The organism is Pantoea sp. X-Soil-MYKO-1785 (assembly GCF_059730675.1).
The window spans coordinates 395,138-408,524 of the sequence record NZ_AP036000.1 but is presented as its reverse complement, the minus strand read 5'-3'; the positions used below and the strand labels follow the sequence as shown (position 1 = coordinate 408,524).

The window sequence follows — 13,387 nt, the reverse complement described above, 5'->3', positions numbered from 1 at the left end:
CGTCAGGCGGCGTGGAAAGTGGAGCGGCTCTCTGCGATAGCGGCGTCGCTTATGAAGGGTGAGAACGGGATTGAGTAAAAGTACCCATGAAAATTCCTTATATTCCAGAAGATGCACCCTTTAATGGCGATCAGAAATACTGGCTGGCAGGCTTCCTCGCCGGTCTTCACTCCCGTTTACTGGTGTTAGAAGACAAGCAGCAGCCTGCGGCAGGTACCGGTGCCGCCGCCACCACCCAACTGCATATTCTCTACGGTTCGCAAACCGGCAACGCGGAAGCGCTGGCGCAAACCGCCGCCAAATCAGCACGAGCTAAAGGCCTGGTGCCGGTAGTTCAGGCGCTGGGCGATGTGGATCTCGACGTGTTCGTCACCATGCGTCACGTACTGATCGTTACGTCGACCTATGGCGAAGGCGAAATGCCGGACAATGCCCAGTTGTTCTGGGATGCCATCTCCGCCAGCACCGCCCCGCGTCTGGAGCAGATGCACTTTGCGGTGCTGGCGATTGGTGATACCGGCTACGATGGCTTCTGCCAGGCGGGTAAATTCATTGATATGCGGCTGGAGCAGCTGGGCGCGAAACGCGTGGTCGATCGTATTGATTGCGACATCGACTACGAAGAGCCGTCCAGCGAATGGCTGAACAGTTCGATGCCGCAGTTTGCCGCCAGCGCAGGCAGCAGCGGCACGGTGCTGGAGAGCGCACCAGAAGCGCCGGTGATCCCGGGCAGCAACAAGTCAAATCCTTACGCTGCGGCGCTGATCACCAACAAGCGTCTGTCAGGCGAGCAGTCGGCGAAGGATATTCGTCACTTCGAGTTTGATCTGACCGACAGCGGCCTGAAATATGAAGCGGGCGATGCGCTGGGCGTTATCCCGGTCAACGAACCGTCGCTGGTCAGCCTGCTGCTGACGCAGCTGAATGCCGATTACCAGACGCCGGTACCCGGTTTTGACCGCAGCCTCGGCGATCTGCTGACCTATCAGTTTGAAATCTCAGAACCGTCGCGCAAGCTGATCGAGTGGGTTGGGCAGAACACCACCAACCAGGAACTGCGTCACGTGTTGCAGCACGACGATAAAGATGCGCTCGGCGTGTGGCTGTGGGGCAAAGATACGCTCGACCTGCTGCAGCTTGAGCTGACCCGCTCGCTGCCGGTGCCGGAATTTGTCGCGCTGCTGCGTCCGTTGCAGCATCGTGCCTACTCCATCTCGTCAAGCTCGAAGGCGCATCCTAACCAGGTACACCTGACCGTCGCCTCCGTTCGCTATCACAGTGGCGGCCGTAACCGTGGCGGCGTCTGTTCAACCTATCTGGCCGAACGCGTACGCCGCGGTGAAAAGCCGGCTATCTTCATCTCGCCAAACAAAGCGTTTCGCGTGCCGGCTAATAACAGCGCCCCGCTGATCATGGTGGGACCGGGCACCGGTATCGCTCCGTTCCGCGCCTTTTTGCAGGAGCGTCAGGCAACCGGCGCCCAGGGCAAAAACTGGCTGTTCTTTGGCGATCAGCATCAGGAACATGATTTCATCTATCGCGACGAGCTGACCGGCTGGCACGACAGCGGCTTGCTGACCCGGCTGGATCTGGCGTTCTCACGCGATCAGGAGAAGAAGATCTACGTACAGACCCGCATGCTGGAGCAGGGCGCAGAGCTTTACGCCTGGCTGCAGGAAGGGGCTTATTTCTACGTCTGTGGTGATGCGTCACGCATGGCGAAAGATGTCGACAGCGCGCTGTATGAAGTGGTGCGTCAGTTCGGCGGGCTGTCCAGTGAACGTGCGGCGGATTACATCGATCAGCTGAAGAAAGAGAAGCGTTACCTGCGCGACGTCTATTAATTCGCGCGCGTTAACGTAACAAAAAATCCGGCTTGCGCAGGCAGCCGGATTTTTTATTGCCCTTAACAACCGGCAAAAAAATACCCGTCCTGAGGACGGGTATCGGATGTTATTTTACCACGCGCAATGAAGGGCGTCCGCCACGCGGTGGTGGATCGTCATCAGGCGGTGTCTCGTCATCGCTGGCATCGTCAGGACGATCGCCATCAATCACGGACATCATGGTCTCTTCCTGACCGTCTGACGTCTCCTGAGAGGCCAGTTCGTAAGCCGGTTCAGGTTCAAACATCGTTCCAGCGCCGTTTTCACGCGCATAGATTGCCAGAATCGCCGCCATCGGCACGTTAACCTGACGCGGAACGCCGCCGAAACGGGCGTTGAACGACACCTGATCGTTAGCCAGATCGAGATTGCCCACGGCGCGCGGCGCAATGTTCAACACGATCTGACCATCGCGCGCATACTCGAGCGGCACCTGCACACCGGGCAGGTTAATGTCGACCACCAGGTGCGGCGTTAACTGGTTGTCGAGCAACCAGTCATAGAAGGCGCGCAGCAGATAGGGGCGACGTGCGGTAAGTTGCGACATTTCCATAAATCAGCCCCGGGCTTGCAGGCGCATTTCACGTTCAGCTTCAGTTAATGAAGCGAGGAAAGAGTCACGCTCGAAGACACGATTCATGTAGCCTTTCAGCTCTTTTGAACCGGAGCCGATCAAATCGATGCCCATTGACGGCAGACGCCATAACAGCGGAGCCAGATAGCAATCGACCAGGCTGAACTCTTCGCTCATGAAGAACGGTGTGCGACCAAACAGCGGCGCAATCGCCAGCAGCTCTTCACGCAGTTGTTTGCGTGCGGCTTCGGCTTCCTGACCGCTGCTGTTCTCAACGGTTCTCATCAGGCTGTACCAGTCCTGCTCAATGCGGTGCATCATCAGACGGCTTTCACCACGGGCAACCGGATAAACCGGCATCAGCGGTGGATGCGGGAAACGCTCATCTAAATATTCCATGATGATGCGTGATTCATACAGCGTCAGCTCACGATCTACCAGCGTCGGCACCGTGCGATACGGGTTGAGGTCAATCAGATCCTGCGGCAGGTTATCCATTTCGACCTGCTCGATCTCTACGCTGACACCCTTCTCCGCCAGGACAATACGTACCTGATGGCTGAAAATGTCAGTAGGACCAGAAAACAGCGTCATTACCGAACGTTTGTTGGCAGCGACAGCCATGAAAACCTCCAAGTTTGTTCACAAAAAGTTACTGCGAATAGCCAACCATCCGGCGACTCACTTGCTCATAGAACTCGCACGCAACCCACGTTAGCTGCGTCGTATACTGATATCCCGACGGCGGGGAGACGCATAACGCACCGGCCTGCGGGCGCAAAGTGACACAGAGTTTACCAGATTTTAGGCAGCTTGTGGGCGTGGAATGAATCTTTGCGGGGAAATTGGGAGCGCCGTTAACGTTTTCCCGCCGGCACCGGCGGTGCGGCACAAAGCAAAAAACCCGCCGAAGCGGGTTTTTTGTGCCAATTGTCTCTGCCGAAGCAGCAACAATTAACGCTTGGAGAACTGAGGACGACGACGTGCTTTACGCAGGCCGACTTTCTTACGTTCAACCTGACGCGCATCACGGGTAACGAAGCCAGCTTTACGCAGCTCCGCACGCAGAGATTCGTCATATTCCATCAGAGCGCGGGTGATACCGTGACGGATCGCACCAGCCTGACCAGAAATACCACCACCTTTAACAGTGACGTACAGATCGAATTTACCAACCAGGTCCAGCAGCTCAAGCGGCTGACGAACTACCATGCGGGCAGTTTCGCGACCGAAGTACTGTTCCAGAGAACGTTGGTTGATAACGATGTTACCGCTACCCGGCTTAATAAATACGCGAGCGGTAGAGCTTTTGCGGCGACCAGTGCCGTAGTTTTGAGTTTCAGCCATTGCCTTTAATCCCGATTAAATGTCAAGAACTTGCGGTTGCTGTGCCGCATGGGTGTGCTCGTTGCCTGCGTAAACTTTCAGTTTACGGTACATAGCACGACCCAGCGGGCCCTTCGGCAGCATGCCTTTAACCGCGATCTCAATCACACGCTCAGGACGGCGAGCAATCATCTCTTCAAAGGTCGCCTGTTTGATACCACCGATGTGACCAGTGTGGTGATAGTAAATCTTGTCAGTACGCTTGTTGCCGGTTACAGCAACTTTTTCTGCGTTCAGAACGATGATGTAATCACCCGTATCAACGTGCGGAGTGTATTCCGCTTTATGCTTACCACGCAGACGGCGCGCCAGTTCAGTCGCCAGGCGACCCAAAGTTTTGCCCGTTGCGTCAACTACAAACCAGTCACGTTGGACGGTTTCTGGTTTAGCTGTAAAAGTTTTCATCGAAAAGCTTACCCAAATTAAGTTACACGTTGGTGAAATCCCAAACGCTTAAGTAAACGATTGAGGCTCACACGACCATTTTGACCAGCAAGCCACCCCTTCGGATAGAGTTACTGGAACACAGAGGATTTGGGAAAAAAATCCTTTGCTGTAACGTGGGGTCGCAAGATTATAGAGAAGTCAGTTACAAAAATCGAACCCTATTTCACTATTTATCTGCTTTATTCTCACGGCAGGTGCGGCAGGCGCAGATACTCCTCGCTCTGCATCTCCTGCAGGCGCGACAAGCAGCGCTGGTATTCAAATTTCAGCCGCGTGCCCTGATAAATCTCGGTCAGCGAGGTTTCCGCTGCTACCACCAGTTTCACATGACGTTCGTAGAATTCATCGACCAGCGCCAGAAAACGACGCGCCTGATCTTCGGTCTTGTAAATCATCACCGGCACATCGTGCAGCAGGACGCTGTGGAAGCGACGCGAGAGCGCAATATAGTCATGCTGGCTGCGTCCTTCGCCGCACAGCGTGGTGAAGTTGATCGCCAGCACCCCGTCGCTGACGCCGAGCGTCGGCATCTGGCGATGATTAATCTCCAATACCGGTGCCTGTTCCGGTTTACCGCCTGCCAGCGCCTGAAACATCCGCCCCATTTCAGCGTGGGTCTTGTCATTCAGCGGGTAGTTCCACAGATGAGCCGAGGTCAGCGTCCGCAACCGGTAATCGATGCCGGCATCAACGTTCATCACATCGCAGTGGGTTTTGATCTGCTCAATCGCCGGCAGGAAGCGCGCACGCTGTAACCCATTGCGATAGAGATCGTCTGGCGGAATGTTGGAGGTGGCAACCAGCGCGATACCGCGTTCAAACAGCGCTTCCATCAGGGTGCCAAGCAGCATCGCATCAGTGATGTCAGACACGAAAAACTCGTCGAAACAGAGGATATCGGTTTCGGCTTTAAAGCGGTCGGCGATGATCAGCAGCGGATCGCTCTGTCCCTGCAGTTGCGTTAGCTCTTCGTGTACCCGCAGCATAAAGCGATGAAAGTGCAGCCGCAGTTTGCGATTGCCAGGAATAGACTGAAAAAACAGATCCATTACCCAGGTTTTCCCGCGACCCACACCGCCCCACATATATAAACCGCGCAGCGGTGGCAGGGGGTCGTTTTTCTCTTTGCCGATCAGTTTCGACAGGCGGCCCAGCAGGCCAGATGTCGCAGGCGCAGCAGTTTGCTGACGTGCGGCCAGTGCGTGCTGCAGCGCGTCTAAACGGGTAATGGCTTCACGTTGTACGTCATCGGGCTTGAATTCGCCCTGCGACAGCGCCTGCTCATAGCGGGCAAGCGGAGATGAGGTTTGCATTGTTCTCTCAGAGTCCCTGAATTTTGTCTGATTCATACAGCAGTTGTCGAAAAAAAGGCCGTTCTACACTAAGCCATGCCGCTCCAGAGTTCCACATCCATAAGATTAACGGGTATAGTGGCTACTAGTTGGAATGGTGCAATGCCCTACGGAACAACGGAAATAACACGGGAGTCATTATGACCTGGGAATACGGGCTAATTGGTTTAGTGGTAGGCATTATTGTCGGCGCAGTAGCCATGCGTTTTGGCAACAGGAAATTGCGTGAGCAGCGCAGCATGCAGTACGAACTGGAAAAATCGAAAGCGGAACTGGCGGATTACCGTCAGGAACTGACTAACCACTTCGCGCAAAGCGCGGAACTGCTGGACAACATGGCGCGCGACTATCGTCAGCTCTACCAGCATATGGCGAAAGGGTCGAATGATCTGCTGCCTGACCTGCCAGGCGAGAAAAATCCATTTGCTTATCAGCTGACTGAGGCTGAAGCCGATAACGACCAGGTCCCGGTACAGATGCCGCGCGACTACTCTGAAGGGGCATCTGGTTTACTGCGCGGCGAGCGCCCTGCCCGCGACTAATCTTTTTGGGGCGCAGCCGGTCTGCGCCCACGGTTTTTGCGAACCCTGACCTCAAACGACTGTCACACTGAGTAATTCCCCCCACTTTTTGCAGCGAGAGCGTTGTAGCAATGAAAAAACAAGCACGACTGTTTAGCGCATTAGCCTTGAGTATTGGGATGAGCCTTGCCGCCGCGCCAGACGCGATGGCGACGCTGCCAGCACAAATTGCCGGCCAGCCGCTGCCAAGCCTGGCACCCATGCTGGAGAAAGTGCTGCCCGCCGTGGTCAGCGTTCACGTTGAAGGTACCGAATCGGCCGATCAGGCGCAGGATATTCCTGAGCCACTGAAACGCTTCTTTGGCCAGATGCCCGGCGGCAATAATCAGCCACAGCCGTTTGAAGGACTGGGGTCGGGCGTCATCATCGATGCGGCCAAAGGATACGTGCTGACCAATAACCACGTGGTCAACGGCGCGGATAAGATCAACGTGCAGTTGGGCGACGGCAGTGAATATGAAGCCAAACTGATCGGTCATGATGAGCAGACTGACATTGCGCTGATTCAGATCCAGGGCGCAAAAAACCTGACGCAGGTTAAAGTGGCCGACTCCGATCAGCTGAAAGTGGGTGATTTTGCGGTAGCAATCGGCAACCCGTTTGGGCTGGGTCAGACTGCAACCTCCGGTATCATCTCGGCATTGGGCCGTAGCGGCCTGAATCTGGAAGGGTTGGAAAACTTCATTCAGACCGATGCTGCGATTAACCGTGGCAACTCAGGCGGCGCGCTGGTTAATCTCAACGGCGAACTGATTGGGATCAATACCGCGATTCTGGCCTCAAGCGGCGGTAATATCGGCATCGGCTTCGCCATTCCCAGCGACATGGCGATCAACCTCGCACAGCAGCTGATCAAATATGGTGAAGTGAAGCGCGGCCAGCTCGGCATTAAAGGAACCGAAATGACCGCCGACATGGCCAAGGCGTTTAACGTCGATGCGCAGCGCGGTGCGTTTGTTTCAGAAGTGTTGCCGCAGTCAGCAGCCCAGAAAGCGGGCGTGAAATCCGGCGATATCATTACTTCAGTGAATGACAAACCGATCACCAGCTTTGCCGAACTGCGGGTGAAAATCGGCACCACCGCGCCAGGCGAGCAGGTTAAACTCGGTTTGCTGCGTGAAGGTAAGCCAGTCACGGTCACCGTTACGCTGGAGCAAAGCGCACAAACCACCGCCAGTGCCCAGTTGATGTCGCCTGCGCTGCAGGGTGCCACCCTGAGTGATGGCCAGACCAAAACCGGTGACAAAGGGGTTAAGGTCGATACCATTGAGAAAGGCACGCCGGCTGAACAGGTTGGTCTGCAAAAAGATGATGTGATTGTTGGCGTTAACCGCAATCGCGTTCAGTCGATCGCTGAAATGCGTAAAGTGCTGGAAGGGAAACCGCCGGTACTGGCGCTGAATGTGGTCCGCGGTGATGAGAGTATCTATCTGTTGTTGAGATAAACCTCGCATTATGGCGGACACAAGCACGTGTGTGTCCGCCGCTCTCATGCTATTCTGCCCAGCGATCTCCCCTGGCGTGATTTAACACCATGTTTCTTAAACTTTTGCGTGCCGTGGTGCTGGGCCTGATTGTGGCGGGTATTTTGCTCGCAGCACTGCCTGCACTGCGTATGGGCAGCGACGCCCTCTATAACCACGATGACAGTAACGACGAAACACCCTTTAGCTTTAATCAGGGGGTGCGCCGCGCCGTGCCTGCGGTCGTCAACGTCTATAACCGTAGCGCGCACGGTAATAACAATCGTGGCATCACCACCCTGGGTTCCGGGGTGATCATGAACGCAAAAGGCTACATCCTGACCAATAAGCACGTCATCAACAATGCTGACCAGATTATTGTGGCGCTGCAGGATGGCCGTTTCTTCGAAGCAACGCTGGTCGGTTCAGACGCAATGACCGATTTGGCGGTGCTGAAAATCACCGCCTCCAGCCTGCCGGTTATCCCGATCAATTCTAAACGTCTGGCCCATATCGGCGATGTGGTGATGGCGATCGGCAATCCCTACAATCTCGGCCAGACGGTTACCCAGGGCATTATCAGCGCCACCGGACGGGTTGGCTTAAGTTCGTCGGGCCGGCAGAACTTCCTGCAAACCGATGCCTCGATCAACCAGGGTAACTCTGGCGGCGCGCTGATCAACTCGCTGGGCGAATTGATGGGCATCAACACCCTGACCTTCGACAAAAGCAATGACGGCGAAACGCCGGAAGGCATTGGATTCGCTATTCCAACCGCGCTGGCCTCAAAAATTATGGATAAGCTGATTCGTGATGGCCGGGTAATTCGCGGCTACATCGGCATTACCGGCCGCGAACTGCCGCCGCTGCACGGTCAGGGCAGCAATCTGGATCGGGTTCAGGGCATTATCGTTAGCGTGGTGACCCCGGACGGTCCGGCCGATAAAGCCGGTATTCAGGCCAATGATGTGTTGCTGAGCGTCAACGGCAAGCCTGCGGTTTCCGCCCAGGAGACGATGGACCAGGTGGCTGAGATTCGCCCGGGGTCAGTGATTGATGTGCAGGTACTGCGAAATGATCAGAAGCTGACGCTGCCGGTAACGATTCAGGAATTCCCGGACAGTAGCCAGTAGCACAGCACATAACAGTCAGCGCCCGGTCAGGGGTGGTCCAGCCAATCGCAAAGAAGGCCGGCATCCCTGCCGGTCGGCCTCGCCATCCTGGCTCGGACGCTTTGCTCTTCGATCGGGCCACCCCTTCCCTGTCAAGTCAGCTGCCGTTGTTCCTGAATGATTAACAGCGATCGACCGGGAAGGCGATCACTTCACTCAGTGATTCCGCTTTCAGCGCCAGCATAATCAACCGATCAACGCCCAGCGCCACCCCGGAACAGGCTGGCATACCGTGCGCCAGTGCATCCAGCAGGTTAGTATCAATCGGATGCTGTGGCAGGCCGCGCGCCGCGCGCCGACGGTTATCCTGCTCGAAGCGCTGACGCTGTTCGCGGCTGTCAGTCAGCTCACGGAAACCGTTCGCCAGTTCGATGCCCTTGTAGTAGACCTCGAAACGTTCTGCCACGCGGTGATCCTCGGTGCTGATCTCCGCCAGCGCCGCCTGGCTGGCCGGGAAGTGGTAAACGAAGCAAGGCTTATCCTGACCAATCTTCGGTTCCACGCCCAGCATAAACAGCAGCATCAGCAGGGTATCGCGATCCTCTTCCGCCCGCGCCAGTTCGCCTTCACCCAGCTTTTCCGCCGCTTCACGCAGCTGGGCCTTGTCTGCCGACAGCGGATCAATCTCCAGATGACGGATAAACGCCTGCTGATAAGAGAGCGATTCCGCGCTGTCGCACTCCAGCACCTGCTGCATCAGATCGTCAACTTCGTTCATCAGACGATACATGTCGTAGTGCGGCCGGTACCACTCCAGCATGGTGAATTCCGGGTTATGGTGACGGCCCGCTTCTTCATTACGGAAGCTGCGTGCCATCTGGTAAATCGGCCCGCTGCCCGCGGCCAGCAGGCGTTTCATGTGGTATTCCGGGCTGGTCATCAGCCAGAGATCGCGCCCTTGCGCGGCACCGGGTCCGACAAACCGTGTCTGGAACGGTACCAGATGAATGTCGGTAATGGTTGCCTGACTCATCGCTGGCGTATCGACTTCCAGTACGCCACGATCGGCAAAGAAACGACGCACTTCGGCTAAAATCGCCGCGCGTTTTAACAAATTGGCGATGGATGCGCTTGGTTGCCAGCTTGCCGTTTCGCTCATGGTGATGACTCCTGATACAAATAAGGGATGGAAGTCTACCTGCAATGCCTGCGGCAAACAATCTCGCGCCCGCGCTGCCAAAAACAGCGTTTCGGCTTCTATACTTAAGCAGTTAAATCACAAAGGAATCCCACTATGTCTCCATGGAAAACCGTTGTTGCCAGCCTGAGCGCCTTTCTCTCTGTCGCCTGTAGCACCACGCCGCCAAAGAACGTCACGGTGATCGAAAACTTTGACAGCCAGCGCTATCTCGGCCAGTGGTACGAAATTGCCCGTCTGAATCACCCTTTCGAACGCGGTCTTGAACAGGTGACGGCGAACTACAGCCCGCGTGAAGATGGCGGCCTGAAAGTGATCAATCGCGGTTACAACGTGAAGAAACAGCGCTGGCAGGAGAGCGTCGGCAAGGCCTACTTTACCGGCGACCCGCAACGAGCGGCGTTGAAAGTCTCCTTTTTCGGCCCCTTCTACGGCGGCTATAACGTGATTGCTCTTGATTCGGACTACCGCTATGCGCTGGTCTGTGGACCGAATCGTCACTATCTGTGGATTCTGTCGCGCACGCCGCAGCTGGAGCCAGGCGTAAAAGAGAAGCTGGTCGATCAGGCGCGTCGGGATGGCTTCCCGGTTGACGAGTTAATCTGGGTAAAACAGAAATAGTGCGGACGCGAACAGCCGGTACGAAAAAGGTTTCGTACCGGTTGGAATAACGGGTTACTTCGTGCTGTTTTGAATCGCCTGACCACCCGCTTCTACGTCTTCGCCCACGCCACGTGTGGTATTACAAGCCGTCAGCAGTGAAGAGAGCACCAGTACAGAGAAGAAAGTGAAAATACTTTTCTTTAACATAACAATGTCCTTTTTGATGGATGTAAAAGTACAGCGTTTTAAGCATAGCCGGATTTCCGCCGACTGCCGCTGACGACTCCACAAAATAGACGAAGGTTAACAGTCAGTTTGCCGCACGCGAAATGGCACCACCTAAGTGGGAGACATCTTCGCCAAAACCGTGGAAAGTGTTGCAGGCGCTCAGCGCAGAGGAGACCAGCAACGCGAATGCGATTAATTTTGCCAGTTTTTTCATTTTTCACTCACACAAGAAAAAGGCGCATCTGAGATGCGCCTGCGGCACTTATTTTACGCGTGACACGTATTCGCCAGAGCGGGTGTCAACTTTGACCACTTCGCCCTCTTGCACGAACAATGGCACTTTCACCACTGCGCCGGTAGACAGCTTGGCTGGCTTACCACCGGTACCCGCGGTGTCACCTTTCAGACCAGGATCGGTTTCAACGATTTCGGCTTCGATAAAGTTCGGCGGCTGAACGGCGATTGGACGGCCATTCCACAGCGTAACGATACATTCAGCGTTATCCTGCAGCCATTTTGCGGCATCGCTGACGGTTTTCTCTTCAACCTGGAACTGCTCGAAGCTTTCCGGGTGCATGAAGTGATAGAACTCACCGTCGTTGTACAGGTAGTTCAGGTTGGTATCCATCACGTCTGCGCCTTCGGCGGAGTCGGTGGATTTAAAAGTTTTCTCAACGCGAGAACCCGTCAGCAGGCGACGCATTTTAACGCGCGCGAATGCCTGACCTTTACCCGGTTTAACGAACTCACTGGATTCGATGGCATACGGCTCGCCTTCGAACATGATTTTAAGACCGGGACGGAAATCGTTGCTAGAATAAGTCGCCATGAAGGCCCTCTACGAAAATTGATACTGGTACTAAGCCAAAAAAATGGCACACATTGTAACCCTAAAAACACCTTCCAGAGAAGATTGGTTGCAGCAACTTGCTGATGTTGTCACTGAACCTGATGAATTACTGCGGATTTTAGCCCTGGATCAGCACACTGAGCTGGCCGACGGGGCGGAGGCGCGGCGTCTTTTCGCCTTGCGCGTTCCCCGTGCATTCATCAACCGGATGAAGAAAGGTGATGCGCACGACCCGCTGCTGCTTCAGGTACTGACTCAACGCCAGGAATTCATCGATGCGCCAGGTTATAGCACCGATCCGCTGGATGAACAAAGCAACGTTGTCCCTGGTTTGCTGCATAAATACCAAAACCGCGCCTTATTGCTGGTGAAAGGCGGCTGTGCGGTCAACTGTCGCTACTGCTTCCGCCGTCATTTTCCTTACCAGGATAATCAGGGAAATAAGCGTAACTGGCAGGCGGCACTGGACTATATCGCCGAGCATCCGGAGCTGGATGAGATCATCTTCTCCGGCGGCGATCCGCTGATGGCAAAAGATCATGAACTCGCCTGGCTGATTGCGGCGCTGGAGAAAATCCCGCACCTGAAAAGGCTGCGTATCCATAGCCGTTTACCGGTGGTGATCCCGGCGCGGATTACCGACGCACTCTGCCAGATGCTCAGTGAAACACGGCTGCAGGTGCTGATGGTGACGCACATCAACCACGCGCAGGAGATTGACGATGCGCTGCGTGAGGCGATGAGAGAGCTGAAGCGTGCAGGCGTGACGCTGCTCAATCAGAGCGTGCTGCTACGCGGCGTCAACGACAATGCCCGGACGCTGGCAACGCTGAGCAATGCGCTGTTCGATGCGGGCATTCTGCCCTACTACCTGCACGTGCTGGACAAGGTGCAGGGTGCCGCCCATTTCTTTGTCTCAGATGATGAAGCCCGTCAGCTGGTAAGGGCCTTACTGTCACAGGTTTCCGGCTATCTGGTGCCGAAGCTGGCGCGGGAAATTGGCGGCGAGCCGAGTAAAACGCCGCTGGATCTACAGCTGCGTCAGGAATAAAAACGGCCGGCGCAAGGCCGGCCGTCTGAAGAAGGCATGATGCCGGATTCACCTTACGGGCACTTGTAAACCTGGCCAGACATTTTACTGTCGAGTGGTGCGAACGCGGACAGCAGGTTCTGCGTCGGGCTGGTTGCGCCGTAAATCACGTTACCGCCCATTTCCGCTGCACGGTTGCGCAGGTCATTTGCTGCACCGCGCAGCGCGCTGGTTTCACCGCCTGCCCCGCTCAGCCAGTTACTCTGTGAGCCGGTGAGATTCCCCAGAAGCTGACACTCACTGCCGGGCTGCTGATCGGTAAAAGTCACGCGCTGGCCTGCCGAGGAGAGTTGAGTAGAGCTGCTACAGCCCGCCAGCAATAACGCGCCAGCCGTCAGTCCGAGCAAGAGGTTAATCCGCATTGTAATCCCCATTTATTATCATCAGAGTCGGGTGGCAGCGTAGCAGAAAAAAGTTTTTTCTTTCTGCACATTCATTGCCCTTATCCCGTTATATCGTCTCAATATTTCATGCCGCTTGCAGGCTGACAAGCATGCCGATCCTGATGGGCTGGTTTAAGCCAGTGGATCCGGCGGCGCAGCAGCAGACAGCGTGACATATCAAGAGGAAAGACGAACGATTGCGCCACTACTTATACTATTTTCCGCCCCAAAAGA

At 55.5% G+C, this 13,387-nt stretch carries 16 protein-coding genes; 6 read left to right on the top strand and 10 right to left on the bottom strand.

What is annotated here, in order from left to right:
* Positions 1-86 precede the first annotated feature (86 nt).
* Positions 87-1,844, top strand: coding sequence for a sulfite reductase subunit alpha (locus AC6I8D_RS01835; RefSeq protein WP_497819561.1), 1,758 nt, complete (start codon positions 87-89; stop codon positions 1,842-1,844).
* Between the two features lie 109 nt (positions 1,845-1,953).
* Here AC6I8D_RS01835 and sspB read toward each other — a convergent pair whose 3' ends face one another.
* The 5 genes from sspB to zapE form a co-directional block, all read right to left on the bottom strand.
* Entirely contained in the window at positions 1,954-2,439 is a 486-nt protein-coding gene (gene sspB / locus AC6I8D_RS01830; RefSeq protein ID WP_031375457.1) for a ClpXP protease specificity-enhancing factor, read from the bottom strand.
* Positions 2,440-2,442: 3 nt separating this feature from the next.
* A complete protein-coding gene (sspA, locus tag AC6I8D_RS01825) occupies positions 2,443-3,084 on the bottom strand; it encodes a stringent starvation protein SspA (RefSeq protein ID WP_031375458.1) in 642 nt (213 codons plus the stop codon).
* Between the two features lie 330 nt (positions 3,085-3,414).
* A complete protein-coding gene (rpsI, locus tag AC6I8D_RS01820) occupies positions 3,415-3,807 on the bottom strand; it encodes a 30S ribosomal protein S9 (protein WP_031375459.1) in 393 nt (130 codons plus the stop codon).
* A gap of 15 nt (positions 3,808-3,822) precedes the next feature.
* Complete coding sequence (gene rplM, locus AC6I8D_RS01815) at positions 3,823-4,251, bottom strand: 50S ribosomal protein L13 (RefSeq protein WP_008925400.1); 429 nt, start codon at positions 4,249-4,251, stop codon at positions 3,823-3,825.
* Positions 4,252-4,478: 227 nt separating this feature from the next.
* Entirely contained in the window at positions 4,479-5,606 is a 1,128-nt protein-coding gene (gene zapE, locus AC6I8D_RS01810; protein WP_312055308.1) for a cell division protein ZapE, read from the bottom strand.
* Positions 5,607-5,785: 179 nt separating this feature from the next.
* Here zapE and zapG point away from each other — a divergent pair, with 179 nt between their 5' ends.
* The 3 genes from zapG (at position 5,786) to degS (ending at position 8,822) form a co-directional block, all read left to right on the top strand.
* Entirely contained in the window at positions 5,786-6,187 is a 402-nt protein-coding gene (zapG, locus tag AC6I8D_RS01805) for a Z-ring associated protein ZapG (RefSeq protein WP_031375461.1), read from the top strand.
* A 110-nt stretch (positions 6,188-6,297) separates the two neighbouring features.
* Positions 6,298-7,671, top strand: a complete 1,374-nt coding sequence (degQ, locus tag AC6I8D_RS01800; protein ID WP_312055309.1) for a serine endoprotease DegQ — start codon at positions 6,298-6,300, stop codon at positions 7,669-7,671.
* An 89-nt stretch (positions 7,672-7,760) separates the two neighbouring features.
* Positions 7,761-8,822: an outer membrane-stress sensor serine endopeptidase DegS gene (degS, locus tag AC6I8D_RS01795; protein WP_312057679.1), complete on the top strand. Its 1,062-nt coding sequence runs from the start codon at positions 7,761-7,763 to the stop codon at positions 8,820-8,822.
* Positions 8,823-8,982: 160 nt separating this feature from the next.
* On the opposite strand, the gene epmA is transcribed toward degS, so the two are convergent.
* Positions 8,983-9,960 carry an elongation factor P--(R)-beta-lysine ligase gene (gene epmA / locus AC6I8D_RS01790; protein ID WP_031375464.1) on the bottom strand — a complete coding sequence of 326 codons (978 nt, stop codon included), beginning with the start codon at positions 9,958-9,960 and terminating at the stop codon, positions 8,983-8,985.
* Between the two features lie 135 nt (positions 9,961-10,095).
* On the opposite strand from epmA, the gene AC6I8D_RS01785 reads away from it, so the two are divergent.
* Positions 10,096-10,620, top strand: a complete 525-nt coding sequence (locus tag AC6I8D_RS01785) for a lipocalin family protein (RefSeq protein ID WP_312759886.1) — start codon at positions 10,096-10,098, stop codon at positions 10,618-10,620.
* Between the two features lie 54 nt (positions 10,621-10,674).
* On the opposite strand, the gene AC6I8D_RS01780 is transcribed toward AC6I8D_RS01785, so the two are convergent.
* The 3 genes from AC6I8D_RS01780 to efp all read right to left on the bottom strand — a co-directional run bounded on the left by AC6I8D_RS01780 (position 10,675) and on the right by efp (position 11,659).
* Entirely contained in the window at positions 10,675-10,809 is a 135-nt protein-coding gene (locus tag AC6I8D_RS01780) for an entericidin A/B family lipoprotein (protein ID WP_497819560.1), read from the bottom strand.
* A 103-nt stretch (positions 10,810-10,912) separates the two neighbouring features.
* Positions 10,913-11,044, bottom strand: a complete 132-nt coding sequence (locus AC6I8D_RS01775; RefSeq protein ID WP_031375467.1) for an entericidin A/B family lipoprotein — start codon at positions 11,042-11,044, stop codon at positions 10,913-10,915.
* A 48-nt stretch (positions 11,045-11,092) separates the two neighbouring features.
* Entirely contained in the window at positions 11,093-11,659 is a 567-nt protein-coding gene (efp, locus tag AC6I8D_RS01770) for an elongation factor P (RefSeq protein ID WP_031375468.1), read from the bottom strand.
* A 43-nt stretch (positions 11,660-11,702) separates the two neighbouring features.
* Between efp and epmB the strand changes: the two genes are divergently transcribed.
* The gene (gene epmB / locus AC6I8D_RS01765) at positions 11,703-12,731 is read left to right on the top strand and encodes an EF-P beta-lysylation protein EpmB (RefSeq protein ID WP_312056999.1); all 1,029 of its coding nucleotides are present in this window, start codon (positions 11,703-11,705) and stop codon (positions 12,729-12,731) included.
* A gap of 53 nt (positions 12,732-12,784) precedes the next feature.
* Here epmB and AC6I8D_RS01760 read toward each other — a convergent pair whose 3' ends face one another.
* Entirely contained in the window at positions 12,785-13,132 is a 348-nt protein-coding gene (locus AC6I8D_RS01760) for a DUF4156 domain-containing protein (RefSeq protein ID WP_031375470.1), read from the bottom strand.
* Positions 13,133-13,387: the final 255 nt, after the last annotated feature.

Coding starts and splice junctions, on each gene's coding strand:
- zapG (WP_031375461.1), top strand. CDS start 5,786: ATGACCTGGGAATACGGGCTAATTGGTTTAGTGGTAGGCATTATTGTC.
- AC6I8D_RS01785 (WP_312759886.1), top strand. CDS start 10,096: ATGTCTCCATGGAAAACCGTTGTTGCCAGCCTGAGCGCCTTTCTCTCT.
- AC6I8D_RS01760 (WP_031375470.1), bottom strand. CDS start 13,132: ATGCGGATTAACCTCTTGCTCGGACTGACGGCTGGCGCGTTATTGCTG.
- epmB (WP_312056999.1), top strand. CDS start 11,703: ATGGCACACATTGTAACCCTAAAAACACCTTCCAGAGAAGATTGGTTG.
- rplM (WP_008925400.1), bottom strand. CDS start 4,251: ATGAAAACTTTTACAGCTAAACCAGAAACCGTCCAACGTGACTGGTTT.
- zapE (WP_312055308.1), bottom strand. CDS start 5,606: ATGCAAACCTCATCTCCGCTTGCCCGCTATGAGCAGGCGCTGTCGCAG.
- sspB (WP_031375457.1), bottom strand. CDS start 2,439: ATGGAAATGTCGCAACTTACCGCACGTCGCCCCTATCTGCTGCGCGCC.
- sspA (WP_031375458.1), bottom strand. CDS start 3,084: ATGGCTGTCGCTGCCAACAAACGTTCGGTAATGACGCTGTTTTCTGGT.
- AC6I8D_RS01780 (WP_497819560.1), bottom strand. CDS start 10,809: ATGTTAAAGAAAAGTATTTTCACTTTCTTCTCTGTACTGGTGCTCTCT.
- rpsI (WP_031375459.1), bottom strand. CDS start 3,807: ATGGCTGAAACTCAAAACTACGGCACTGGTCGCCGCAAAAGCTCTACC.
- degS (WP_312057679.1), top strand. CDS start 7,761: ATGTTTCTTAAACTTTTGCGTGCCGTGGTGCTGGGCCTGATTGTGGCG.
- AC6I8D_RS01775 (WP_031375467.1), bottom strand. CDS start 11,044: ATGAAAAAACTGGCAAAATTAATCGCATTCGCGTTGCTGGTCTCCTCT.
- efp (WP_031375468.1), bottom strand. CDS start 11,659: ATGGCGACTTATTCTAGCAACGATTTCCGTCCCGGTCTTAAAATCATG.
- degQ (WP_312055309.1), top strand. CDS start 6,298: ATGAAAAAACAAGCACGACTGTTTAGCGCATTAGCCTTGAGTATTGGG.
- AC6I8D_RS01835 (WP_497819561.1), top strand. CDS start 87: ATGAAAATTCCTTATATTCCAGAAGATGCACCCTTTAATGGCGATCAG.
- epmA (WP_031375464.1), bottom strand. CDS start 9,960: ATGAGCGAAACGGCAAGCTGGCAACCAAGCGCATCCATCGCCAATTTG.